Raw genomic sequence first — 25,395 nt, 5'->3', positions numbered from 1 at the left:
CGTATAAGTTCGAAACCCGATTTCAATTTTTACATAACACGCTTAGCAACGATAACACGTTATCACAATAGCAGTGATTAAGTCTTTTTCAGAATAAGGGTCTGCGCGTTTTTCTCCGCCATCGCTTCGTAGAAATTCTTAAGTTCCTTGTACTCTTCAGGGGTATATTCCAGCTTATTGAGCTGAAAACGGCTAAGGATAGTCACCACACCGGACATATTATTAACAGAATAGGTAAATGACGCCCCCTTGTTGGGTAAAATCATCCGAATAGGCTCTGGTAATTCGACAGAATATCCTTCAGGAAGATGTATTTTACTCAACGCAGTAACGCTCGTCTTATATCGATAATCGATGTTAGAAAATCGCTCTTCCCTTTTAAAGGGCACTTCCGAGACAGCCGCATATGGCAGAGGGTTTAAATAAATAATATCTGGATCCTCATTATCTCGCATCCAGTCAAAAGTAACCACGGGTTTCTCCACACCAAGTGAATCGGTCCATTGAAAATTCTCCAGTGTTCCTTCTTCCAGGGCTTCTGAGAATAGCTTATCGACACTTTCTTCTCCGGATTCTCGTGCCTCCTTTACGAAATTGATGCCAGCATGTCCACCATATTTGACGGTCATTGCGGTATTGATGGTTTCTTCATCGAAGGTAATTGTAGATGATACAGAAGTGCTATGATTACCGTTCTTGAGGGTGACCCAGGTTCCTCCATTGACACTCAATCTCCACCCTTCACCATTGAAACATCGTGATGGAATGGTTCCAAAAGGTAAACCTGCCGTAGCATCCAACAAATATTCCTTGCCATCGATCGTGCTAGAGACAATAACATAATTGAAGTCCTGTAAACTGGGATAAACGGGATGAACAGCACCGTGTCCTCTGGTACTTAGAATCACAGGATATGCCCGCAATCCTGCTGCTCTTAATAAAGCCACCAGTGTTAAATTGATGTCGCCAACACTCCCAACTTTCTTTCTAACTACTTCTCTGCCTGCATCACTCCCGGTTATTCCATAAATCTGATTCCAGGTCGTGTTTTTGGACAGCCAATTGTAGAGCGTCTTTGCTTTTTCAATATCGGTGGAGCCTTCGACTGAGGCCACTTGATCCTTGGCAATACCTTTCGAGTCTAGTTTATCTCCAAAATTGCTCCAGTCTAGTATTTCCGTAGAGAATTGGGTGTAATCCTGCGCAATATTCTTGATGGGACGATTCGGCATTTGAATCGTAGATAATTGAAATTCAATTCTCGAGGGTCTGTCAATGGGATTACTCATCAAAGGCTCATCTTCAAATGCCCTAACATCCCGTGCAATCGCCTTCCTTCTCACACTATTTGAACTAAGCGAACTTGTTCCTTTATCATAACCACCTCCCGCTTTAGGTTCTGAGCGCCATTGATAGGTGAAGGTCTCGGCTATGGGCTCTTCAGTGTAATCTAAATCCACGACGTTGCCCAATTGTGAGATCTGATAGTTAAAATATTGAGGGATAGTAAAGTCCAGGAAGTTATAGGCCACAGGAATATCCTCCTGAAACTTCCAGGAAGTCAGGTTATAGATGTAATCTGACACCAATGTATACGTATATTCCACGACAGAGCCATTTTTTACGTTGGGTAATGCCATTGACACTTCCGTCCGATAATCGTTCAACCGGGTCTTTTGCTCATCTTTCGTTGAAGCTTTGATCCTCTCCACTTTTCCTCCAACAAGATTGTAAGTACTTGCCCGGAGGGTGCTTATTTCTTCCCTGTTTCCCCCTCTGATCGGATCATAGAGAGATATGGAGATATTTCCTTCGTTTTTCCCTTCCTCATTGAAAATCTTTTTTCGAACTACAACTTCCAAGGAATACTGCCACCCTTTGTCATTGTTATACCGGAACCGAAGGATACCTGACTTGCCCAATATCATGGCATTGGCATCAGGGTCGATCGAGCATTTTTCCAACAAAAGGTCTTCTTTCGTTACTTTTCCATATTTGACGGGCTTTTGGGCATGAGCTGAATGAATAAAAAAGATGATCAGCACGAAGCTGAGCTTTTTGACTGTTTTGAGCATGTTAGGCTGTTTTAAAAATTTGCTTGAAATTAAGCAATACCTGACGTATGATCAAAATCTCATTAAAAAGTACCGGGATTCAGGTAGTGGGATCCGGTCAAAATGAATTTCAATAGAAAATACCAGCGGTGGACCGTGCTTAACCCCTCAATGCTCTTAATTTAAGGGGAATGGACCGTCATTGCGATGGCAACGTAGCGGCGGACCGTCGGCCACCGGCTTGCGCGGCAATCTTAAATTAGCTTTCGTAGTGCGAATACATAATAGACTGACGCGTCGGCGGTCCGATTCAATTCTTCGCAGTGACGAGTCTTAACTTAAGAGCATTGTCTAGCCCCTAAAAGTGAAAGAGGGGCACCTTCATATTAAGTTAATCAAAACAAAAACTTTCCACGCCAACCAGTATTTTTTAGGTAGCTATCGCAGTGCTTTATCAATTGCTGGCTTCACGAGACTTTCCATTACCTCGTACCCTGCCGCATTAGGATGAACCAGGTCTTGTGCAGTGGTGTACTCCGGAACTTTAAGTCCGCCATTACCATCTTGCATCGCGCTGTAATAATCTACGTAGACCATACCCTTCTCTTTAGCAAAGTCACTGATCATCTGATTCAAAGATTGTATCATTGGAATTGATTCAACACCAGGTCTCCATGGAAAAGCTTTTGCAGGTAAGACGGAGCATAGGATCACTTTGACGTGATTCGCCATTGCCAGTTCGGCCATCGATTTGATGTTGTTCATGGTATGCCAAAGTGGAACAGGTCCCGAGTTCTGCGCCAGATCATTGGTGCCCGCTAAAATAACCACCACCTTAGGTTGATGATCCAATACATCTTTCCGAAACCTCAGCAACATCTGATCGGTTGTCTGACCACTGATCCCCCGATTGATATAGCCATTGGATGACATGAATTCCGGACTGTGAGCACTCCAGCCTTCCGTGATGGAATTGCCCATAAATATCACCTCGGATTTGCTATCTGATTGTCTCAGCTCTTCATTGGAGGATTCGTATTTATCAAAATTGATATAATCGTAAACTTCAAAGTTTTGTCCCATGGTCATCGAACCGAAAAAGGCTACCAATAAGATTGTTAAAAAAAGTCTATTCATCATTCTCGGATTACAATTGAAACAGGACATTGACCAAAGCCACAGGATTCGGTCCTCTTGAATTTTCATTAGGTCGATGTACAAAATAGAGCTTATCTACTACCCCATCAAATCGCTGATTCAAGATAATCGGCACCATTCCACCCGGAGAACCAGCAGCAGGCTTATTCATTGTTCCTGACCCAACTATCGGCCCATCAATGGCACCTTGTCTGAGTTCAAAGGAGATTCCGGAAAGTGGAGCATCCTGCCACCCGACAATTACACCAACCATCTTCACCTGATTCATATCAATATTCTCCATTCCAAACCAGGCTTCTCCTTCAGGCAACAACAATAAGTCCCGACCGTCGAAGGCAACATGCTGCATATTTTGTCGCTCGGTATCCTCTGAAAAAGGAACTGAATTGCTTTTGAACAAGTAAGATCCGCTTCCCGTTAATGGCGCGATGCCTCTCTTCCCTTTATCCGTGTAGCTTGCCGAAATGATCATGACCTGATCTCCTTCACTTGGATCAGGACGTAAAGTCCCTGCTATTGGAAGTGATTTCTTTACCGCATCTTCCTCGGCCAATGACTGAATGTAGGCCACAATCTGCCCTACTTCCGCTTTGGTTAGGTTGGGGTGTGCAGGCATAGTCACTTCCCCCCATTCGCCACTACCACCGCCGACAATTTTTCTGGAGATATAAGCCGTGGCTCCCCGCATCCTTTTATAACGCCGGGCAATATCGGTATAGGAAGGCCCAATTGAGGCTTCTGCTTCTTTATGGCAGCCTACACAATCCAATGTCTGAATCGCTGCTTCTCCCAATTGCGAGGCTGCAATTTGCTGATGGCCAGTAGCCAACTCTGCCTCGTCAAGGCTTTCCATATAATCGACTGATACATAGATATCTTCAGGATCCACTGTGCCATCACCATCAGTTACCGTAACTTCATAAGAAATCGGTACACCTTTGGCAAAGAAGCTGGAATTACCACCGGTAATCTTCACCTGTACTTCAGGTCGTTCATTTCCAGCCGCAATGACCAATTCATCACTTAGGGCTTTGGCCTTATTTCGGTCTTGCACTTCCACCACCACTTCAAACTCTCCCGGTTTCGTGTATTCATAAGCTAAAGCAGGTTCTGTTGTTTCAACCACCGAATTGCCCATGTGCCACAGGTACTTGATATCATCTCCATCAGGATCTGAAGCCTCTACAGCCAGATTAACAGTCAGGGGAAGTTTTCCTGAAACATGATCTGCTTTAATGTTTCCTACAACCGGTGGGCGGTTGCCAGGGTTAAATGCAATGTAGCTCAAGCCTGAGTCATCATTCTTACGGAACCAGGCAGTACCGTATTCCAGCAGGTAGATACGTCCATCGGGACCCATTTCCATATCACTTAAGTTGTTGAGATCGATGCTAGAGGCAAATGGCTCCATCTTATTAAAAGTGCCATCAGGAAAAAGGCTGACAGCCATCATCCAACCGCGCATCCATTCATAGATCAATACTTTTTCATCGTAGTGCTCATCCAATGCATTAGGCTGCCCTACATAAAGATCGGAGTAATACACCGGGCCGGACATGGCATTTCTACCTCCCGCTCCTACTTGCGGAAAATCCGGGGTATCGGCATACGGGTAAAACACATAGGCGGGCTGAGCGGGCGGCAGTTCTGTCAAACCTGTATTGTTGCGTGATCGGTTCACAGGAGCTGAAGGATCAAACGCTTCACCTGATGTTCCTGTAGCGTAATCATACTCGTGATACGCCTTGTTGTTACCGACGAAATAGGGCCATCCAAAATTTCCTGCTTCTCGGGCCTGGTTCATTTCATCATATCCTCTTGGCCCTCGGGTATCCATGCTATCTACACGAGCATCCGGACCTACATCGCCCCAATACACCCAACCTTTTTTCGGATCTACTGAAATACGATAAGGATTTCTGTGTCCCATGGTGAAGATCTCCGGACGAGTTTTATCGGTACCAACAGGAAACAAATTACCATCAGGAATACTGTAAGTTCCATCTCCGTTTACTTTGATTCTCAGGATCTTACCACGCAAGTCATTGGTATTTCCAGACGAACGACGAGCATCAAATTGCTCACTTCCCGGTAGATCATTCAGAGGAGCATATCCATTGTTCACGTATTTAGCACCATGCTGATTGAAGGGAGTGGAATTGTCACCGGTAGATAAATACAACATGTTATCCGGTCCAAAAGCAATCGAACCTCCTGTGTGACAGCATATTTCTCGTTGACTTGCTACATCCAGAATGATTTGCTCTGAATCCATCAGGAACTGACTATCGATGAATTTGAATCTTGAAAGTCGGTTCACCCACTCATCTCCGGTCGGGGCATAAAAAACATACACCCAATTATTATCCGCAAAATCAGGGTCTTTTTGCAGTCCCATTAGCCCTTCTTCGGCATTGACACCAGGAGTATCCAGTGTTTTCCAGTAAACGTCGAGGTTCGCCACTTCTATTAATTCCTGAGTCTTCGCTTTGTAATGAAAGATCTCTCCTCTTCTTTGGCCAATCAACACATCATGATTGGGCAAAATCGTCATTTCCGTAGGCTCCGTAAAGGCTCCCTGGACAAGTTTCACTTTCGAAAAGCGATCAGCAGCAGGAGGAATGGTTGAAATCGCTTTTCCATAATCAGGAGTAGTATTATCGCCCATGGCGTAGGCGATTCCTTGTTTCAGATGCTCCACAAATGCAGGCTCTGTGTAGCTCTCATTGGTATGGCCTAGTGCGGTGTAGAAAGAACGACCACCATCATACTCATGATACCAGCTCATGGGATGGAAATCACCATTGGCTCCTCCTTCATAGGTAGATTCATCGATGGAAAGGATCACATTGATGTCCGGATTAATCTTTCGGAAATTGTAAAGCTCATCGGTTCGGATCCAGGTATTCCCGGGAAGGTGCGCAGTTGCAGGAAATGATTTATCCTCTACTTTGAAGGTGGCTTCCTGATTATGCGGGTGACTAAGAAAGTAAGCACCAACCAGCTTACCGTACCATCCCCAATCGTATTCCGTATCTGTGGCCGCGTGGATGCCAACGAAACCGCCGCCTGCCTGGATGTATCGTTCAAAGGCTGCTTCCTGGTAATGATCGAGGATATTGCCTGTGGTGCTTAAAAAGACAACCGCTGCGTATTGAGAGAGGGTCTCATCCGTAAATACAGAATCTGCTTCGGAAAGATCCACTTCATAGCCATTCTCCGTACCTAATTGCTTAATGGCTTCTTGACCTGCGGGGATTGAACCATGTCGGAAACCCATGGTTTTAGAAAATACCAGAATTTTTGGCGGGCCTGATCTTTCGTTGCTGCAACCAATCATGATGGTTACTACCAAAATCATCAACATCAACACCTTCAACCTGGAAATCATCGTAGAATACATATAAGTCATCAGCATGGGTAAATACGTCGCTAATATCGTAAAAAATGTCCATCACGCTGGCAGGCCCATGTTTCCAGATGGCTGGTAAATTGTACCGAATTACCGACCTGATTATTCCTCCAAACACATCCATCCATAAAAACCATGGACCATCATGAATTATGACCTTATGCGTATAAATTCATTGCTATTTTAAGATTTCTTAAATTGGCCTTTGAAGCTTACCAACCTTACCATGTCTGATCGCAGAAAATTCCTTAAAAACAGTGCATCGAGTCTGCTGGCCCTTCCGCTGGTTTCTTTTGATCATAGTCGAGAATGGAGCCTCGAACCTCTTGGACAATCTTACAACGACCCTGAGGATTATTGGAAAATGGTTCGAAAGCAATTTCCACTCAAAGAAGGACAAACCTATTTCAACAACGGCACCATGGGACCTTCTTCAGGATATACCATGAACGCCATGATCCAACACCTGACACACTGGGGAGCCCATGCAGCAGAAGTGGATTATAAAAATGGCAGTGGCCCTGCCCTTTTGACTGGGTACTTTCCCTATGATGAGCTGCGTACTAAAATCGGAAAGATCATCAATTGCGATTATAAAGAACTTTCACTGACTCAGAACGCTACGTTCGGTATGAACTACGTGGGCATGGGACTGGACCTGAAAAAGGGTGATGAGCTGCTCAATACCGATCAGGAACATGGTGGTGGATTTGGTGCCTGGCAATTGCTCGCCAAGCGCAGAGGCTGTGTATACAAGCAGGCGAAGCTTCCCATTCCAGCCAATGATCCTCAGGAGATCTTTGATGCCATTTTTGAACAGATTACGAAGAAAACCAGGGTGATTGCCATACCTCATATTGTTTCTGTCTATGGCGTGGTGATGCCCGTGAAAGAAATATGTGCAGAAGCACGAAAACGTGGCATATTCACCGTGCTGGATGGTGCACAATGTGTGGGTCAGATCAAAGTAGATGTAAAGGAAATAGGTTGCGACGCCTACTATTCCAGCTTGCATAAGTGGTTATTGGCTCCGGCAGGAAGTGGTATTCTGTACGTCAATGAAGATGTCGCACCTGATATCTGGGCGACACTGGCAAGCTATAATTGGGACAACCAAAAAGACCATGGCTTTCGATTGATGCAAAATGGTACGGGCAATCCTGCTGTTTTAGCAGGCCTGGATGCCAGCGTTGACTTCTTCAATACCATCGGAGAAGATCGGTGGATTGGTCGCGTCAAAGAATTAGGAGATCACTTAAGAGCCGGGCTAAAAGGAATGGATCACGTGACCATCCACTCTTCTACCCATCCAGATATGGCCGCTGGAATAACGACATACGCTGTAGCCGGCATGGATGGCCCTACCCTTCAGAAAACCATGTGGGAAAGAGAAAAGCTACAGCCAAGATCGGTAGGCAAACCCTTATTGAGGCATTCAGTGCATATTTATAACAGCAAAGAGGAGATTGATCGGGCACTAGAGGTTGTCAAGTCGCTGGCCTAAAAACGAACAGCATTTGAGACAATTAATACTTCTGAGCATCCTGCTATGTGCATGCTTAAAACCGATGCATGAACTTGAAAAGCTGTATGAACCCAATGAGGAACTATTGAACAAAATAGAACAAGAAATTCAAGCTTTAACGGATCATGCAAAGCTTCAGGCTTACCTGGATAACATCTTGAACCTCGATCAACAATACCGTATCGCGGCTAAGCAATTGGTAGAAACCCACGGATACGATTCAGAAGCGCATCAAAACATGTGGAAGAAAATCAACCAGACTGATACAGAAAACTACTTTCGAATCGTAGCGGTCTTTGAAAAATTTGGATACCCCAACATCGACAGTGTGTGTTGGCAAAGAGGCGGCCGGGGCGCCATGGCTGGTGATCCATCATTCACCACACTACGAACACAGAGCCGAACATTTCAGCGTTATTTATCAAGCCTATATGGATGGCAATGTAGATGAGAATGCCATGGGATTGTTTCTGGATCGCATGCACCAAATGGCTTTCCGTGAAATGTTTCACATGCCCAGTACTTACCGAATGGATGACAAGATAGATACGCTGATCAAAGTCTTATCTCTGAATGAGCATTTGGATAGTAGTCTATTAAACTAAAACCAAAAAAATCCCCAAGTCGCCACGAACTCGGGGATTCTATAAGGGCATTGTATTTTTAGACTGATCCTTATTCCCTACTCATATCCAGCGCATTCACCGCATCTGCAATTTCATAACCTAATCGCAAGCCTTCGGTACAGTCCATTCTCAGGTGCACGCCTAGTGGAATTCTGGAATAGGCATTTTCTTCCGCCATGTCTTCCAAAGTGGCAAAGGTTCGAGGCTCTCCCAAAAACTCTTCTCTTCCTTCGTGGGTACGATCCGTGAAATTGACCGCATTGCCAAAATAATCGATCATCACTCCTGCTCCCGCGGATGCAAACGTGCTGTGACCGGAAGGATAGCCTGGAAAACTTGGATTGGGCCAATACACTAATCGGTACAAATTGGTCTGATAATCAGGATCAATGAAATCATGAATGAAAACATTAGGTCGCATTACCATGTAATCGTATTTGTATTTCCAGGCCGCTACGGCAGCATCATTTAAGGCAAAACCCAGCTTTAATAGCATAGCTAATGATGTTTCCTGATCCAGGTCAAAATTCGCCACCAATTGATTGGCAATGGAAATTTGCCGCACAGGCGGGCTCATCATCATGCCTTCTACATCGTCACTCCAGAATTCTGCAATCCATAATTGTTCGGTATTAGTGGTTTTAGCTTCGTTATTGACCGTGTACACTTCCATCATTTCTTCATAGTAGGCACTCCCTTCTTCTTCGCTGTACTCAATGGGTGCGACAGTCGTGGTTTCATCCGGTGAAATGATGAACGTTCGTGCTTTTTCACCCCAATACGGAAACAAGGCACGTTCCGGATCGGCTGAATAGGTCCAGAAACCATCTCCGGTCGGTGGCTCATAAGACAATGGCTGTGGATCCAATAATTGCTGTTCTGCATTTTCATCATCCTGACTGTATTCGATCACTTGTTCAGCGACATAATTGCCCCAACTTTTGGAAACTGAGATTACTTCTTCGGATAACCCCGCGGCCAATTGTTCTTCATAGGAAACACTCACCGCCTCTAGCGCTGCACGCTGTTCGGTTGGAAGATTCAGTAAGAAATGCTCCAGAGCTACTGTAAACGCCGTATTTAAAGCCAGATCGAAATTCACATCATCTTCTATTTCACTGTTTCTGATGCGTAATCCACGAAACCGGTCATCCATCGATGCATAGCCTTCCATGTTCGGCACCATCGTTTCGTAAGCCGCCAGGTAGATATAGGCCATCGCTCTGGCACTGCCATTGGGTCGACCCTGCGCGTACCTTTCTAAATCCAACAGGACGTTGGTCCAACCATAAGTGAGGTGCCCGTCGGCCAAAGAGACATCTGTATTGATTGTTTCTCCTAGGTCAATGTTGTTGGTCAATGTTTCATCATCATTACAAGCGGCCAACAGCACCAGTAGTGCCAGAACCATCCATGCATTTTTTTTCATTGTATTCATTCTGTTTGTCCTTTTAGTGAGATTCCTTCGAATACATTATCTAATGGAAGCTGTATCCGAAAAAATTATATTGAGTATTGAAATAGTGATATTCGAGTGCATTACGAACATATAGTGGTAAATGGTTGCCAGGTCTTGTAAACTTATCGAAAACAGGCACACTGCAACTTATTCTCCCTAGGAAGATGTTCCACTTTACGGCGACGGCTGTACCGATTTATGGCATTGCGTAATAAACATGATAAATTCACTGTTTGCTATAACCCTTTCCCATGAAAAGAAGAAAAGCCGTCCAAAACCTGGCTGTGATTGCCGGAGGAATTGCGCTCCTTCCTGGTTGTTCACTGGAAGAAAAAGAACCTGTATTTGATCAATTGAACCTGGCTCCCGGTGACTATCATCTGATGGGTCAACTAACGAAGGCCATTCTTCCTCAAGGTGATACAGCTATAGAAACCATGGAAACACCTGAGGATTTTGTCCTGAATATGGTCAACGATGTTTATAGTGAAAAGGAAAGCACAAGGTTTGTCAGGGGATTTCAACTCTTCAAACAATTGATCAAGGACGAGTATCAAAAATCATTTACGGAATTGAATGAGCAACAACACATATTGCTCTTTACCGAAATTACCCATTCCGATATCTACCCGAAAAGCCTCAAATACTTTTTATCGACCACCAAAAACCTGACGGTTCGACATTACACTTCATCTCAATTCTTCATGTCTGAAAAACTAGATTTTGAATTTGCTCCGGGGTATTACCTGGGTTGTAAAAACGTAAACGCATAATCCATGCCCCAACAAACAGATCATCACTTTGATACCATCGTGATCGGTGCAGGAATGACCGGCGGATGGGCAGCGAAAGAATTTTGCGAAAAAGGCATGAAAACCCTGTTACTGGAACGAGGCCGGGATGTTGTGCATTTGCAAGATTACCCAACAACTAACATGTTGCCCTGGGAATTCAAACACCGGGGCCAGCTTTCCAGGCAAAACAAAGAAGAAAACCCGATCGCTTCAAGGTGTTACGCATTCCGGGAAGATACCACACACTTCTTTGCTAAGGATAATGAACACCCTTACATCCAGGAAAAGCCTTTTGATTGGTTACGTGGTTATCAGGTCGGTGGTAAGTCCATCATGTGGGCCAGACAAGTACAGCGATGGAGTGATTATGATTTTGAAGGGCCCGCACGAGATGGTTTTGCGGTGGATTGGCCCATTCGATACAATGACCTGAAAGACTGGTATACGTATGTCGAACAATTTGTTGGAGTTTCAGGGAATAGTGACGGCCTGGACACGCTTCCGGATGGTGATTTCCTGAAAGCCTGGGACCTGAACTGCGTGGAGGAATACTTTCAAGGTTCTGTGAAGCAAAACTATGATGATCGTCATGTGATCTATGCGCGTTGTGCACACTTGACAGAAACGAAGCCTATCTTCCAGCAACAAGGTCGTGGGCTTTGTGCTTCGCGTTCCATTTGTGAACGTGGATGTCCTTTTGGTGGTTATTTCAATGCCAATTCTACCTTGATACCCTGGGCGCAAAAAACAGGCAATCTTACCTTGAGGCCGCATTCGGTCGTTCATTCGATCATTTATGACGAAAAGGAAGGTCGTGCTACTGGGGTCAGGGTAATCGACGCCAATACAAATGAAACTACGGAGTACTTTGCAAAGGTGATTTTCGTTAATGCAGCCACGTTGAACACGAACCTCATTTTGCTCAATTCCACGTCAGATCGATTCCCTAATGGATTAGGAAATGATAATGACCTATTGGGAAAATACATCGCGTTCCATAATTATCGGGGAAATATCTGGGGTACCCATGAAGGTCATCCTAATAAAACGACTCAGGGCAGAAGACCAACCAGCGCATATTTACCCAGGTTCCGCAATGTGAAACTGCAAGAAACGGACTTCCTCAGGGGCTATGCTGCAGGATTCGGAGCTCGACCAAACCGACCGGTTAATACTGAAGGATTTGGAGCAACGCTCGCCGAAAACTTATTGGCTACACAAGAGGACGGCTTGTGGCATGTAAGCTCTCACATGATGGGAGAAACCATTCCAAAAGCTTCCAATTTCGTGGCTTTAAGTGCGGAACAAAAAGATCAATGGGGCATTCCCTTGCTGCATGTTGATGTCGATTACGACGACAATGACGAGAAAATGCTGAAGGACTTTTTTGAGCAATTCACGGACATGTTTGAAAAGGCTGGCTTCACCAACATTGGCACCAGAGATAATGGTCGAAATCCTGGGAACGACATTCATGAGATGGGTGGTGTTCGTATGGGAAAAGACCCCAAAACGTCGATGCTAGACAAGTGGAATCGCCTGCATGCCTGTAAGAATGTTTTTGTGACAGATGGCGCCTGTATGACATCCACGGCAACACAAAACCCTTCATTGACTTTCATGGCTCTTACAGCCAGGGCAGCACACTTTGCTATGGAGAATTGGGAGGAGTTGACTTGAAACTAAGTCCGTAATAACCCAAGTCAGCAGCTTAGAAAAATCCTGTTTCCTCAGCGTCTTCGAAGAATGACGCTGAGGAGGATCAATCACTTCTTCTTACTCGCCTTCCAGGCTTCATAATCCATTACTAGAATACCTCGGCCCCGTCCTGCGGCATCTTCGGTCAGGGCATATTGAAAGGCGATGAATCCGCCATCGTCACTGACCACCGGGTTTGAAGCTTTGTATTTGGGGTTGTCATTGAAGTAGGTAATCCGTTCCATGTAGCCCGATTTATCCAACAACAGCTCATAAATATCCAGTGTCAAGAAACTTTGCATCCCGTGATATTCGGGACGGTGCCTGTTGCTTTCTACAAGGATCCGCTTCCCATCAGGAAAGGTACCTTCCGGCTCATCGTACATCTCAGGATTCTCTGTATAATTGACAAAACTGCCTGTTTTGGTATTGAAACCCATGACCTCAGCAGCGGCCTTTCCGGTGCTTTTCACCGCCATAAACATCAGCTCTTCTTCCTTGGGCAATCGAAAGTTCTGCGCTTCCAGTGTCCATCCTATAGTGGTCTGTGGTAAATCCGCATTTGTGAATAGAGATTTTGTCTTGACCAACTTGGGCACTCCATTTTCGTAGGCAATTTCACCCTGATACATGTGATTGCCCAGGGCCCAGGCAATTTTCATTTGTAACCGGGAAACTGCCGGGCCTTCCTTACAATGCACACCCAAAGGAACCGGAGGACCTGATAAGTCCGCTTTCAGTACCCATAGCTCTGCGTTTCGCGCATCTCTGCTTTTCCATGGATCTCCTGCATCAAATACTCGTGAACCGGATAGCAAAATATCACCATTAGCTAAATACAGTGCCCGAACAAAACCTTCATGAAAAAAGTGATGGGTCAAGGGGCGAATCTTACCTGTCAAATATTCAACTTCATAAACGTCCCCAAAGGTCTTTTCCAGAAACATGATCTTCTCTCCGTTCAGCGACCAGTCGGCACGCTCGCCAAAATGTGTAAGTTGTCGGATATAAGGAGGTAAATTATCAAGTGGTGAAGCTTCGTTGTTTTGTGCAACTGACCCCAACGCCATCCCTATGGCAATCAGGATCAAAATGGTTTTTTTCATAACTGTGGCAAATATACGAGGCAACTACAGATTGGGTTACCGTAGTAGCGATAAAGCAGGTTATTCCTTAGCAATCTGTTGGAACTCGTCCAGTTTCACCAACAGATCTTCCTGGATCATGTAAAGCGGCGTTTCATCCAGGTATGCTACGTCATAATTACAGAAACTGATGAAATCAGTCAGGACATCTCCTTTCAAGCTAGTGACCCCTCCTACCCATGAACGTGTAAATTTCATATCTACACGGTTTCTCTTGAATGCTCTCTTATTGATTTCATGCATTTTCCGACGTTCCTTTTCCTTCTTACTGAAATGATAGCCCAAGCTAGAGATAGGGTGCGCCAGAATGACTAACGGATTATTAATATACTTCTTTTCCAATGTTTTATCTCCTGTGAAGACAGGTTCGGGCACCCCATGGTACCAAAATGAAGTATCCTCAACCTTCGTGGCAAGTATGCGCCTTTTGAATTCTTCTTCAGTGGGTAATTCGGATATAGTCACTTCCTTCAGTAACACGGTATCAGCGGGAAGTTTGAACGTCAATGCAGTATCTGACAAATGCTTTTCTGTAATGATCCATGCCAGGGTTTGATACCCTACGATCGAAAAAACCACTGTATCCTTTACCTGTGCTGGAATTCGAAATCGACCAAGGCGATCCGTCAGCGTACCTAGTGCCTGATCGACATTCTGAACATGCGCAAATTGCAGCGGCTCCTGACTGGTAGAGTCCAGCAAATGTCCTGTAATCATGGACTGTTGCGCCATCACCTGGGTCAGCACACATAAACAAGCAAATGTGATTGGGAGTCTTTTCACAGGCACGAATATCTCCAAGATTGTGCCTATTCCATGATTTTTAGCCTTTTTTAACCTCGAGGGCCAAAGATGTTAAAATTTACTCCAATCTATCAGGGATAATTCGCAGGATACTTACGGTAAAGCGTCTGTTGTTCGTAAGCATACCCCAATTGCAACAATTGATCCTCTGACCATGGACGCCCGATAAAGGTTAGGTTCCTAGGTTGTCCGGATTCCAAATAACCCATGGGAATGGTTAAACAAGGATATTTGGCCATTGCCGCATGCCCTGCATTGAAATTATTGATTGACAAGATTGCATCCAGGTTATGTTCCTGCATGGGGGTCTCAAAGAATCGGGTCGCTTCTGACAAAAAGCGGGCTTTCAGGCTGTCAAACCCTGCTTCTGAAATACTTTCCTCTACAATACCGTCTAACAAAGCCTGACCGTATGGGCTTCTTTGAAGTGAATCCTGCAAATTGTGCTTTACTACATCAGCCACAGTTTTGATCGTAATGTTGTCCGATGCATGATCAGCCAGGTATTTAGGAAGGTCCACTTTCATATCCGCATTAAGGAACGTACGGAAACCTTGAAAATTGACTTGGACGGGATCAAACTCCACGACCTCTGCTCCCATGGCCTGTACTTGTTCTACTGCAATCTGATACAATGAGTCTTGCAAAAACTGGCTATTGACGCCCAATCGCACCCCTTCTAAGGTAGCCATAGGCAAGTCTTGCCAATACGGCTTTTGCTCAGGAGCGGCTGCCGTGGTTTCATCTGCATCATCTTCTCCGGTCATTGCGGAAAGTAAAATGGCATTGTCAAAAACAGAACGGGTCATGGGGCCTGGTGTATCTAACGTGCTTGAAATGGGTACAATTCCGTCCCTACTCAAAAGTCCGATGGTCGGTTTCAAACCCACGATTGAGTTGGCACTTGAAGGAGACAAAATAGATCCTGAAGTTTCTGTACCAACCGCTGCGACAGCATAGCTGGCTGCCATACTGGTTCCGCTTCCAGCACTTGAACCACCGGTTTCAAATTCCATTCTACCGTAAGGGTTCAGCGTTTGGCCACCGATGGCACTGTATCCAACAGGACAGCCTGCACAGAAATAATAAGCCCATTCACTCAGGTTAACTTTTCCTAAAATGATCCCGCCTTTTGCTTTGATGCGTTCCACAATAAAGGCATCTGAGGAACTATTCTCCTGCAGGACATGGGCACCTGCCGTGGTAGGCATCCCATCCGTTCCAATATTGTCTTTCAGCAGAATTGGCATCCCGAATATCGGGTGATTACCTTCTGCTCGTTCCTTGTCCTTTTGTCGGGCTTCTGCGACCGCATTAGGATTGATCGAAATGATCGTATGCAAAGTCATATTGGAATCATTCTCATATTTGACGATTCGGTAAAGGAACCACTGCGTCAACTGCTCATAGGTCAATTGTCCTGCTTCTATGGATTCCTGAATGTCCAGAATATCCTGCTCAAAGATCAAGGGACTTAATGCCTGATATTGCTCTTCCGTGAAGTATAAAATCTGTTCCTGAACATCCGCCCAGATATCGTTTTTGTCCAGGTATTTACTCTGAATGAGTTTATACTGCATTCTGGAAATTTCATGATCTTCATTGGCCGCCAATTCTTCCGTCTCGTCATACGGTGACCAGGGCGTAATGATATTTTTAGGTTTTGGCGTACAGGCAATCACCGAAGCAAACAACAAGCCAATCAAAATTCGATTCATCATCCAATGCGTTAAGAAACCTCGAATCTAACAGCAACCATATTTGATGTAGCTACAGGTTCTGATGATTGGTGGTATGGTTTGATGAATTTGCTGGTATAGAACTACATAAGTATCGAAGAAGACACTAATTTAGTATGCATGCATAACAAAGCCTTCTTTCATGTCCGTTAAAGTCAACTCTTCATTCCTGATCAATTGTTCCGATGGTGTGCAGCTATCGGCCGCCTTGTTCGAACCGGATAATAAAGCCAAAGCCGCAGTAATGATTGCACCAGCTACGGGTATCAAGAAAACCTTCTACATGGGATTAGCTACCTATCTGGCGGAACAAGGTTATGGTGTGATTTGCTTTGAAAACCGTGGGATTGGCAAATCCCATCAGGGTAATATCAATACTGTTAATGCTTCTCTGATCAACTGGGGTAAACTTGACATGACTGCTGTTTTGGAAGAGCTGAAGACCCAATTCCCTGATGCATCCTATCACTTAATCGGTCACAGTGCTGGTGGGCAGCTACTTGGCCTGATGGAGAATGCCTTGGAAATCAAATCTATGTTCAATTACGCATGTTCGTCGGGGTACATTGGAAATATCCCTTATCCTTTTAAAGTCCAGGGTTCCTTTTTCCTTAAGGTATTTATGCCTGTAAGTTCTCTGATTTTCGGTCAGGCAAATAATCAATGGATGGGCATGGGTGAGCCACTTCCAAAGAATGTAGCCTTGCAGTGGTCAAAATGGTGCGTAAGGCCGGGCTATGTGGCCAATGATTTTGGGAAAGCCATAGAATCACATTTTTATGATGAACTCACTCTACCATCCAAATGGGTCCATGCAACTGATGACGCCATTGCCAATTTGAATAATGTGAAGGACATGATCCGTATTTATACTAAAACTAAAGCTGATATCCTTACTTTAAATCCAAAGGAATCAGGGTTTTCCAGCTTAGGTCACATGCAGTTCTTTAGCTCTAAGAAAAAGGAATTATGGAAGCTGGCTGTGGAGTGGTTTGAGGAGCATCGATAAGACCTCCATTATCATCTTGTGAATATAATCTGGACCTTAGTGCCCTTCTGCATGATGCTCACCTCCTTTGATCTTTCCAAAACCAACGAGAAGACCAAAAGTCAGGGTATTTTGGGAGAGTTTGCTAAAGAGGTGATCGTACTCCGCGAAGATGATCCAGTCTTTGCCCAGGTTATAATGCAACCCGGAACCCAGGTTAAACCCCCACTCTTTCAGGGTCTCTGATTCTTCCACCTCTCCATTATGCAGGTAATCTTCTTTTTCTACACTGTAGTTAAGGCCGATCAACGGGTAAAACATCAAAGGTCCGAATAGCTCAACATTCATATGGCCATTGAAATTGAACTCCACGAGATTGCGCTGCAGTTCCTCTCCTCCTACCATTTTACTGTCCTCCAGAAACCAGGAAAACTCCGGCCCTAAACAAAACCGATGATCATTGGTATTCACATAAAATCGTGTATTCTGACCGAACTTGCTAATGTCATCACCATAGACCGCAGCTACCCCTAAATCAAAGCGTTGGGCATAGGCTTGAAATGTGATAAAGAAGAGTACAAAAAATAAAAACTTGCGATACCCTGTCATATTCACCTTGGATTAACTTCCTAAAGGTCGGAAATTAATCCTGGCTGAAATGTTATTTCACAGACTTTTGGTCTTGATGATGTGATTGAGATGCTTCCTTATCACCATAAAAATGCACATGTGGCGAATTAACGTCCATTTTCACCAAATTAGAAGTATCCCCTAGTACCTCATCCACAAACCCTAGTTCTTTGGCTTCAATTGCATTCATGAATCGGTCCCGGCGAAATAATTCATCCAGTTCTTGCCAGGTGTGACCACTATTCTGCCCCATGATATGAAACAATTGTGCATGCAACCGCTCTTGCTCCTGTGTAGCAATGCGAACATCTTCCGTATAACCCCTTGATCCACCACCCGCAGGGTGCTGATGGATAGTGGCTTGTGCCAACGCGTACCTTTTTCCTTTATCTCCTGAGGTCAACAAGGCCGTTCCCATACTTCCGGAGAAACCAACTGCTACTGTAGAAACTGGTGCAGATATCATTTGCATGGCGTCATAAATGGCAAACCCTGCATAGACCGCTCCTCCCGGGGACTGGATGTACATATCGATCTGCGTTTTCGGGTCCTGACTGTTCAGGTAAAGCAATTGTGCCACAATCAGATTGGCCACCTGATCATCGATGGCTGATCCTAGAAAGATGATCCGCTCCTTCAAAAGCAGACTAAAAATGTCATAGGAGCGCTCTCCCCGACTACTTTGGTCTATGACCATGGGGATCAAATTGGACTGAATGTTCATGATGTTAATGTTTGAAAATGGACCGAATACAGTCTTGAAATGACCGATACTTAGGTGAACTAAACAGTTGTTTTTCTACCTGCCTGATCTCTTCCTGAAGTTTTTGACGACCATAGGCGGTGACCAATTCATAAGATTGAGCCTGCCATTTGACCTTTTCCCGAAGCACAGGATTTGAAAACACTTTGGCTTCCGTCACCAACCGATCAGAAAGGTCTCCTTTCTTGAATAGCCATTCTTCCAGTTCCCGGATCTCATTCAAAGAAGTCCTCATACTGCAGGGATTTGTTTTTCACTTCATTTCTTACCTTTTCCAGACACTTGTACTTCTGTACCGTGGCTGAACGTTCACTGGCATATCCAAAACGGCCCGCCAGTTCTTTCATGGTTTTATGCTCGTAGTAAAATGATTGCAACAAGTCCAGGCATCGTTCACCTGACTGTTTTAGGAATAGAAGCAGCCTTTGTGTCACCAATGTTGGAGTGATTTCATTCGGACAATCCATCTCGTCCAGATGTGACATTCGAGACAATTTTGACTGATGTTTTAGCCATCGATTCTTGACCATTCCCATAAAGTAGGACTGATGGTTTTGATCAGGTTCAAAGGACCGACTGATTAGTTTTTCATAATACAAAACCAATGCTTCCTGAAATACCTCCTTAGCAACAGTCAAATCCCCGCCTTGTTTCCGAATGTACATGGCCGCTTTTGGAAAAACTTCCTCGTAGCATTCGCGAATGATGTGCTCTCGCGACTTGACCAGACTTTCTTCAATTACATCCATTTATTCACCTTTTACGATAATGTTCCATTTGAGTAACCGATATCACCCAAAAACTCCAAGTTTATTTCATTTCATCACAAAAAGATGAAATCGATCACCCAAAAGAACCAATTTTGATCTCGTTATCGTGGGATGATCATGCATCAATCATAATTCAGATACCTTCAAGGTAATCCTATTTTTCACACTTGTTCGAAAACACTATCCTCATGAAAAAGAAAGTGGTTCATTTTGAAATTGGATGCAGCGATATTGCCGCAACTTCAGCATTTTATCAAAACGTATTTGACTGGAACATTGAACCGATCGGAAGGTCAGCTTCTATCAATGCTGCTGATCCTGAGTATTTACCCGGACATCTCAATCAATTGGACCCAAAAGCCCCACAACAATACATCACCGTCTACATCGAGACAGATGATATTGAAACAGATCTCGATGCAGTAGTGACCAATGGAGGACAAAGAAAAGTCGGCCCTATTCCGTTACCAGATGGTCGTTCTTTTGCCTGGTTCATTGATGTCGCCGGAAACATTGTCGGACTCATCACTCCTAAGCCGTTCATGAAATAGGTGTCGGACAAAGGCTGTAAGCTATGTGTAGCATCAGTAACCAATATATTTGTCAATCATCATTTAAGATTAAATGACGCCAGTAGTTCCTTTTGCCATTGTTGATGCAAGTCTTTTTGCGCTATTAGGCGCATTCCTAACTTTCGACAACAATGCCCGAACCAAAGGCTTTATCTGGCTTGGCGTATTCTTTTTTCTGATGAGTGCAAATGCGATAGATGCAGCGCTTCAAATTGGCGGCATCTTTCATCAATATCCATTTTTAATGCTATGGGAAGACCCTTCGGCATTGTTGTTTGGTCCCGTGATCTATTTCTTTTCTGAAAACATCATTTCCAGTAAAAAATGGAAAAACGTCTATATCATTCACCTGGCACCCTATTTCCTGGCCTTACTAGCTGTCGCGTTCTTTCATGTACAAGCCGACTATGAGACATTACTTCGAGTATCGTCTATGCTCATTGAAAAACAGCTGTTTCTCCCGGTGATATGGGCATTTATTCCTCTATTTACACACATGATGATTTACCTCTTACTTAGCATGATGAGGTTGCGTCGACATCAAAATAGCTTAAAGCAGTTCTATTCCAATGTGACTTTATCATGGACCTCACATATCCTTCAAGTACTGTTCGTGATATTCGTTGTGTCCTTCCTGAGCACGATCATTCGATTATCATCTTCCTCATACCTGCAATCCGGAGCCATACTCAGTGTGCTGATTGTATCTATCGTTTTGATTAGTAAAGTATTGCTAGACGCTTTGAAACAACCTGTCTTTCATCTGCAAAAAGTCAATACTCCTACGATTGAGATGGAGCCAACGGAGGTCAATAAACTTGTACTGAGATTGAACCAACAATTGAGCAATGAACAGCTCTTCCAAAAGGCAGATTTGACCTTGAAAGAAGTAGCAAAGGCGCTCAACACTTCCACTCGCTCCCTTTCATTTGTGATCAACCAGGAATTAGGAAAAAACTTCTACGATTACATCAATGACTTTCGAATTGAAGCCGCGAAAGAGATCTTGTCGAAAAACCCTGACCCAAAGCTTACTATCCTGGAGGTCATGTATAAGGTGGGATACAACAGCAAATCCTCATTCAATACGCAATTCAAGAAGAAAACAGGACTTACTCCCAGTGCTTTCCGAAAACAGCACAATCCTACTTAATAAACGGAAACTCCCATCCAGTTATTAAACCGTATAATTGGTTCGAATACATGTATTCGGTCGATTGTAGCAGCGATAATCTTCAGATTTGAACCAAAACTCAAATCTCATGCATGCTACACAACAATTGACTTTACCCAGATTAGTATTTGAACATTTCTATGTCGGGTGTTTTATAACCATATTTTATGTTTTATGCGCACCACTGATCATTGAAGAGGGACTTCCCTCCCACATCGTTTTATTGAGTGCCGAATTGCTCATTCTTCTACCATTGGTTGGCGGACATATGCTTTGGCTTGGCAGGAAATTTGGTGGATTTAAGCAACTCATCCCATTCACACAATCACTCTCTGTTAAACAACTTCTGATTTGGACTTTGGGAGGCATGTTGATCTCCTTACTGATTTATATTCCCCTGTATCCTGTAGGCATATTCCTGAGGGAAAGCATATTCAGCTGGCTCCCTGAATGGTATTTTAATCCAGGATTCGGGACAGAAGATATGGAGCTTATTGCCAGGGTATTCCTGGTGGGGATATTCATTGATGGTTTTGTTGGCCCGATAGTCGAAGAGTTCTTTTTCCGGGGTTATTTGCTGCCGCGAATGGCGTTTCTGAAAAAATGGGCACCCGTTTTGAACGGTATGATGTTTGGCTTATATCACTTCTGGCAACCACATAACCTCATTGCCATATGCGCCATGGGCATCATTCTGAGTACAATCGTATGGAAAACAAAAAACGTCTACCTGGGGATTGCCATACATTGTACGCTCAACGTGATCGGCGCTATTGGTGGTTACTATGCCGCAGCAAATGGTTTGCTTATCGACCGGTGAATGAACTCAAGTTCAAACAATCATTCAAACCCTGGCGGATGCTTCAGGTGATGATCAAATTGATTTTGAAGCATCTTTCCAAACTCCAGGATTTTTCCTTCCTCATACAGGTTTCCGAGGACAGAGATACTTGTAGGGTGATTGTCTTTGTCAAAACCAGAAGGAATGGCCAACACCGGATGTCCGGTCAGATTCGTCACGATCAATTGACTGCCCCCAAATGTAGGTGTCAGGATTACATCGAATTGAGAAATGACTTTATGAAAATCTTCAATTAGCAACCTCCGGTGACGATTGGCTTGTAAATACTCCACAGCAGGGATAAACCGGCTTTGGCGCAGTGAATTTGCTCTTGAGAAGGATTCTTGCTGGACCATCTTTCGATCTCCTTTTTCTACCACCAATTGATCAAAGAAGGCACCCGCTTCAGCTCTCAGAATAATGTCATAGGCCTTCCTAGAAAGGCTCTCTGGCATTTTAGCTTCTAACAGTTCATATCCTAAAGATCGGAGGCTATCCAGCATGATCTGATTGTTCTTACCCGTAGCTGTTGTATCGTCCACGAACAGTTCCTTGAAGTATCCAATTTTCAAGCGAGACACTTGACCATTATCGGAATAGCCAAATGGCGCTTCGGTGGACATGGGATCTAAAGGATCTTTTCCGCGAATCACATCGTAGACGATCGCACAGTCTTGCACCGTCCTGCACATCGGGCCGATCTTGTCCATGCTCCAGGAAAGTGACATCACTCCCGCTCGACTGACGCTGCCATAAGTAGGACGCAATCCGGTAATGCCATTTCGGGTGGAAGGTGAAGTGATCGATCCCAGGGTTTCTGTTCCTAATGCAAATGGTACTAACCCTGCTGAGGTTGCTGACCCAGATCCCGCTGAAGAACCCGACGCCCCCTGATCCAGATCCCAGGGATTCTTCGTTTTTCCTCCGAACCAGACATCTCCACGCGCCAGCGCTCCCGAAACTAATTTAGCGATGAGTACTGCACCTGCTTCATCTAATTGTTCGATTACGGTAGCGGTGGCATCAATCACCTGATCTTTATAGGGTTCCGCTCCCCAGGTGGTTTTATAACCCGCTACGGCCATCAGGTCTTTGGTACCATAGGGTATACCATGAAGCAATCCCCGGTATTTTCCGGCAGCTAACTCTTCATCCATTTGACGGGCTTGCTGCAATGCCCTGTCTTCCAACAATGTAATGACAGCCTCTAACTGTGAATCATATTGCTTGATGCGATCCAGAAAGAACTGCGTCAATGCAACAGATGTGATTTGTTTGGTCTTGATCAACACTGATAAATCGGCTACCGAGAAATAAGCCAATTCATTGAGATGTTCAGGAAGCTTAACAGATTCATTCAACTGAAACGAAACCTTACCTTCTTTTGGCATCTCAAACCCTATTGGAAACGGATCAAAGAGCATGGCGGGAACTACATCATAACCCACAGGATCAGCTCGCATCGAATCATACCCTTCCCGATTTCGGTTGAGGTAATCTTGCATGGTTTTGATCTGATTAGCGGTGAATTCAATCCCAAAGATTTTCTGGGCATGTCGGATGTCAGAACGAGAAATTTTATTAGCGTTGCACCCCAAAAGGAAAACGACCAGAAAACTGACGGTTAATAATCGAAGCATAGACAATATTCGTGGGCACAAGATGCGAATGTTTCCAGAATGACAAAAGTCTTGCTCACGATTATTTACAAATGGCAGGTTTCTGATATCATTGTGTATGATTCAATTTCAAGAGGCTAAATCCCCCGAAGCATTCCAATTGGCAGTAGACCTGTTCAAGGAATATGCCGATCAAATTGAGACGGATCTGTCTTTTCAGAACTTCGATGAGGAAATGGAAAATATTGAACATCAATATTCCAAGCCATGGGGAACACTCTACTTGATCTACCAAAAAGAAGCATTGGCAGGATGCTTTGCGATCAGAAAGTTTGAATCTACCATTTGCGAATTGAAGCGCATGTATTTAAGGACTTCAGCTCGTGGCTCCGGACTTGGTAAAACCATGTTATTGGAAGCGATAGAAGCGGCCAAATCCATGCAATACCAGAAAATGCGCCTGGACACCCTGCCAACCATGAAACCTGCCATTGAATTGTATCAGAAGGTTGGTTTCTATGAAATTGATCCCTATCGGTTCAATCCGATCCCTGATTCAAAGTTTTTTGAGATTGATTTAGAGAAGATTGTAGTAGAGAAGTAGGACAAATCATGTTCAAGGTTGTATCATGAGTTTCCTTAGTAATACCTTACTAAAGTATGTTAAGGCTAAGCCCGGGGAGCTGCTTGAAATTTCCTCCTATTTTGAAGTAAAACACCTCTCCAAAAAACAACGCCTCATTACTGCTGGTGAACTCACCAATCATCTCGCATTGATTGAGTCCGGCTACATGCGTATGTATCGAATAGAAGATGGTAAGGAAACCACGGTTTGGATTGGAGGAGCTGGTAAATTCATCACTTCTGTGTCCAGTTTCATCAATCAAGTACCCGGGATTTGGAACATAGAGGCCATTACGGAATGTCAGGTACATGTCATCAAAAGGGACAGTCATTTCATGCTGTGTGATCGATACCGAGAATGGTTGACCTTCGAAAACTTACTATTATCAAAAGCAATCAGTGCACTGGAATACCGTACATACGAATTGCTCACCTTGAAAGCTGAAGATCGGTATCAGGCACTCTTTTCCAAACACCCCAGGCTTTTTCTAGACATTCCTGCCAGGCACATTGCATCATTATTGAGCCTTTCAGAGGAAACACTAAGCCGACTTAGGAAAAACCATCGTGATCTTTCTTGATATTGATCAATAAAATCAAACTGGCATTTTTAGTCATTTGTGATTCAAATAAATGAAATAAAATGACCATCAATCAGATCAGTAATCGCTTGATCACCTTATTGGAAAACAAAGCTTTCATCGAAGCTCAAAAGGAGCTGTTCGACGATAATGTCGTGAGTATCGAGCCTTCATTTCACCCTAAACCCATTACCAAAGGACTTGAAAAGCTCTTGATTAAAGAACAGCAATTCATTGATAGCATTGCATCTTGGGAAGACTTTCAACCCCATTGAACGCCAAAGATCACTTCGCCATTAAGATGTATTCCAAATTGCAATTAAAGACTGGTCAGCTCATAGAAATCGATGAGATCATTGTCTACGAAGTAGCTGAAGGCAGAATCGTCAAGGAAACCTATTTCTACAATCAGCCATAAG

26 protein-coding genes are annotated in these 25,395 nt (G+C 44.1%); 13 read left to right on the top strand and 13 right to left on the bottom strand.

The annotated features are described in order from the left end of the window. Nucleotides 1-77: 77 nt before the first annotated feature. From R8G66_00735 to R8G66_00720, 4 genes are all read right to left on the bottom strand, one after another. Complete coding sequence (locus tag R8G66_00735) at nucleotides 78-2,075, bottom strand: DUF3857 domain-containing protein (protein ID MDW3190855.1); 1,998 nt, start codon at nucleotides 2,073-2,075, stop codon at nucleotides 78-80. A 417-nt stretch (nucleotides 2,076-2,492) separates the two neighbouring features. Next, on the bottom strand, nucleotides 2,493-3,194 hold the full coding sequence (locus R8G66_00730) for a GDSL-type esterase/lipase family protein (protein MDW3190854.1): 702 nt from the start codon (nucleotides 3,192-3,194) through the stop codon (nucleotides 2,493-2,495). Nucleotides 3,195-3,201: 7 nt separating this feature from the next. Beyond that, nucleotides 3,202-6,492 carry a ThuA domain-containing protein gene (locus tag R8G66_00725; GenBank protein MDW3190853.1) on the bottom strand — a complete coding sequence of 1,097 codons (3,291 nt, stop codon included), beginning with the start codon at nucleotides 6,490-6,492 and terminating at the stop codon, nucleotides 3,202-3,204. A gap of 4 nt (nucleotides 6,493-6,496) precedes the next feature. Then, nucleotides 6,497-6,670 (bottom strand): hypothetical protein, encoded by a 174-nt coding sequence (locus tag R8G66_00720; protein MDW3190852.1) that lies wholly within the window; start codon nucleotides 6,668-6,670, stop codon nucleotides 6,497-6,499. 180 nt (nucleotides 6,671-6,850) lie between these two features. Between R8G66_00720 and R8G66_00715 the strand changes: the two genes are divergently transcribed. The 3 genes from R8G66_00715 to R8G66_00705 all read left to right on the top strand — a co-directional run bounded on the left by R8G66_00715 (nucleotide 6,851) and on the right by R8G66_00705 (nucleotide 8,754). After that, nucleotides 6,851-8,128 carry an aminotransferase class V-fold PLP-dependent enzyme gene (locus R8G66_00715; protein ID MDW3190851.1) on the top strand — a complete coding sequence of 426 codons (1,278 nt, stop codon included), beginning with the start codon at nucleotides 6,851-6,853 and terminating at the stop codon, nucleotides 8,126-8,128. Nucleotides 8,129-8,192: 64 nt separating this feature from the next. Then, nucleotides 8,193-8,600: a hypothetical protein gene (locus R8G66_00710; GenBank protein MDW3190850.1), complete on the top strand. Its 408-nt coding sequence runs from the start codon at nucleotides 8,193-8,195 to the stop codon at nucleotides 8,598-8,600. After that, nucleotides 8,581-8,754, top strand: a complete 174-nt coding sequence (locus R8G66_00705; protein MDW3190849.1) for a hypothetical protein — start codon at nucleotides 8,581-8,583, stop codon at nucleotides 8,752-8,754. The genes R8G66_00710 and R8G66_00705 overlap by 20 nt, the downstream gene beginning before the upstream one ends. Nucleotides 8,755-8,824: 70 nt before the next feature. Here the strand turns inward: R8G66_00705 and R8G66_00700 are convergent, their stop codons facing one another. Then, a complete protein-coding gene (locus R8G66_00700) occupies nucleotides 8,825-10,204 on the bottom strand; it encodes a vanadium-dependent haloperoxidase (GenBank protein ID MDW3190848.1) in 1,380 nt (459 codons plus the stop codon). A 281-nt stretch (nucleotides 10,205-10,485) separates the two neighbouring features. On the opposite strand from R8G66_00700, the gene R8G66_00695 reads away from it, so the two are divergent. Both R8G66_00695 and R8G66_00690 read left to right on the top strand, forming a co-directional pair. Further along, nucleotides 10,486-11,007: a gluconate 2-dehydrogenase subunit 3 family protein gene (locus tag R8G66_00695; GenBank protein MDW3190847.1), complete on the top strand. Its 522-nt coding sequence runs from the start codon at nucleotides 10,486-10,488 to the stop codon at nucleotides 11,005-11,007. 3 nt (nucleotides 11,008-11,010) lie between these two features. Beyond that, nucleotides 11,011-12,708 carry a GMC family oxidoreductase gene (locus R8G66_00690; GenBank protein ID MDW3190846.1) on the top strand — a complete coding sequence of 566 codons (1,698 nt, stop codon included), beginning with the start codon at nucleotides 11,011-11,013 and terminating at the stop codon, nucleotides 12,706-12,708. Nucleotides 12,709-12,794: 86 nt separating this feature from the next. On the opposite strand, the gene R8G66_00685 is transcribed toward R8G66_00690, so the two are convergent. The 3 genes from R8G66_00685 to R8G66_00675 form a co-directional block, all read right to left on the bottom strand. Then, on the bottom strand, nucleotides 12,795-13,832 hold the full coding sequence (locus R8G66_00685; protein ID MDW3190845.1) for a hypothetical protein: 1,038 nt from the start codon (nucleotides 13,830-13,832) through the stop codon (nucleotides 12,795-12,797). Nucleotides 13,833-13,892: 60 nt separating this feature from the next. Then, nucleotides 13,893-14,654 carry a carboxypeptidase-like regulatory domain-containing protein gene (locus R8G66_00680; GenBank protein MDW3190844.1) on the bottom strand — a complete coding sequence of 254 codons (762 nt, stop codon included), beginning with the start codon at nucleotides 14,652-14,654 and terminating at the stop codon, nucleotides 13,893-13,895. Between the two features lie 92 nt (nucleotides 14,655-14,746). Beyond that, on the bottom strand, nucleotides 14,747-16,396 hold the full coding sequence (locus R8G66_00675) for an amidase family protein (protein MDW3190843.1): 1,650 nt from the start codon (nucleotides 16,394-16,396) through the stop codon (nucleotides 14,747-14,749). A 160-nt stretch (nucleotides 16,397-16,556) separates the two neighbouring features. Between R8G66_00675 and R8G66_00670 the strand changes: the two genes are divergently transcribed. Then, nucleotides 16,557-17,423 carry an alpha/beta fold hydrolase gene (locus tag R8G66_00670; protein MDW3190842.1) on the top strand — a complete coding sequence of 289 codons (867 nt, stop codon included), beginning with the start codon at nucleotides 16,557-16,559 and terminating at the stop codon, nucleotides 17,421-17,423. Nucleotides 17,424-17,459: 36 nt separating this feature from the next. Here R8G66_00670 and R8G66_00665 read toward each other — a convergent pair whose 3' ends face one another. From R8G66_00665 to R8G66_00650, 4 genes are read right to left on the bottom strand one after another with little or no spacing between them, the layout of a single operon-like run. Further along, the gene (locus R8G66_00665; protein ID MDW3190841.1) at nucleotides 17,460-18,011 is read right to left on the bottom strand and encodes an outer membrane beta-barrel protein; all 552 of its coding nucleotides are present in this window, start codon (nucleotides 18,009-18,011) and stop codon (nucleotides 17,460-17,462) included. A 52-nt stretch (nucleotides 18,012-18,063) separates the two neighbouring features. Beyond that, nucleotides 18,064-18,756: an ATP-dependent Clp protease proteolytic subunit gene (locus R8G66_00660; protein ID MDW3190840.1), complete on the bottom strand. Its 693-nt coding sequence runs from the start codon at nucleotides 18,754-18,756 to the stop codon at nucleotides 18,064-18,066. 4 nt (nucleotides 18,757-18,760) lie between these two features. Continuing rightward, entirely contained in the window at nucleotides 18,761-19,030 is a 270-nt protein-coding gene (locus R8G66_00655; GenBank protein ID MDW3190839.1) for a hypothetical protein, read from the bottom strand. Then, nucleotides 19,011-19,544 (bottom strand): hypothetical protein, encoded by a 534-nt coding sequence (locus tag R8G66_00650; protein ID MDW3190838.1) that lies wholly within the window; start codon nucleotides 19,542-19,544, stop codon nucleotides 19,011-19,013. Before R8G66_00650 ends, R8G66_00655 begins: the two co-directional genes overlap by 20 nt. A 209-nt stretch (nucleotides 19,545-19,753) precedes the next feature. Here R8G66_00650 and R8G66_00645 point away from each other — a divergent pair, with 209 nt between their 5' ends. The 3 genes from R8G66_00645 to R8G66_00635 all read left to right on the top strand — a co-directional run bounded on the left by R8G66_00645 (nucleotide 19,754) and on the right by R8G66_00635 (nucleotide 22,131). Beyond that, nucleotides 19,754-20,116 carry a VOC family protein gene (locus R8G66_00645; protein ID MDW3190837.1) on the top strand — a complete coding sequence of 121 codons (363 nt, stop codon included), beginning with the start codon at nucleotides 19,754-19,756 and terminating at the stop codon, nucleotides 20,114-20,116. A gap of 73 nt (nucleotides 20,117-20,189) precedes the next feature. Continuing rightward, nucleotides 20,190-21,290, top strand: a complete 1,101-nt coding sequence (locus tag R8G66_00640) for a helix-turn-helix domain-containing protein (protein ID MDW3190836.1) — start codon at nucleotides 20,190-20,192, stop codon at nucleotides 21,288-21,290. A gap of 109 nt (nucleotides 21,291-21,399) precedes the next feature. Continuing rightward, nucleotides 21,400-22,131 carry a type II CAAX endopeptidase family protein gene (locus tag R8G66_00635; GenBank protein MDW3190835.1) on the top strand — a complete coding sequence of 244 codons (732 nt, stop codon included), beginning with the start codon at nucleotides 21,400-21,402 and terminating at the stop codon, nucleotides 22,129-22,131. Nucleotides 22,132-22,151: 20 nt separating this feature from the next. Here R8G66_00635 and R8G66_00630 read toward each other — a convergent pair whose 3' ends face one another. Continuing rightward, nucleotides 22,152-23,792: an amidase gene (locus R8G66_00630; GenBank protein MDW3190834.1), complete on the bottom strand. Its 1,641-nt coding sequence runs from the start codon at nucleotides 23,790-23,792 to the stop codon at nucleotides 22,152-22,154. A 97-nt stretch (nucleotides 23,793-23,889) separates the two neighbouring features. Here R8G66_00630 and R8G66_00625 point away from each other — a divergent pair, with 97 nt between their 5' ends. From R8G66_00625 to R8G66_00610, 4 genes are all read left to right on the top strand, one after another. Beyond that, nucleotides 23,890-24,375: a GNAT family N-acetyltransferase gene (locus R8G66_00625; GenBank protein MDW3190833.1), complete on the top strand. Its 486-nt coding sequence runs from the start codon at nucleotides 23,890-23,892 to the stop codon at nucleotides 24,373-24,375. Nucleotides 24,376-24,400: 25 nt separating this feature from the next. After that, entirely contained in the window at nucleotides 24,401-24,976 is a 576-nt protein-coding gene (locus R8G66_00620; protein ID MDW3190832.1) for a Crp/Fnr family transcriptional regulator, read from the top strand. A 62-nt stretch (nucleotides 24,977-25,038) separates the two neighbouring features. After that, the gene (locus R8G66_00615; protein ID MDW3190831.1) at nucleotides 25,039-25,251 is read left to right on the top strand and encodes a SnoaL-like domain-containing protein; all 213 of its coding nucleotides are present in this window, start codon (nucleotides 25,039-25,041) and stop codon (nucleotides 25,249-25,251) included. Then, nucleotides 25,248-25,394 (top strand): SnoaL-like domain-containing protein, encoded by a 147-nt coding sequence (locus tag R8G66_00610; GenBank protein MDW3190830.1) that lies wholly within the window; start codon nucleotides 25,248-25,250, stop codon nucleotides 25,392-25,394. Before R8G66_00615 ends, R8G66_00610 begins: the two co-directional genes overlap by 4 nt. The last annotated feature ends 1 nt before the right edge of the window (nucleotide 25,395 follow it).

It is taken from the genome of Cytophagales bacterium, assembly GCA_033344775.1.
Taxonomy (GTDB): Bacteria; Bacteroidota; Bacteroidia; order Cytophagales; family Cyclobacteriaceae; genus JAWPMT01.
This window is presented reverse-complemented; position numbering and strand designations above follow the sequence as displayed.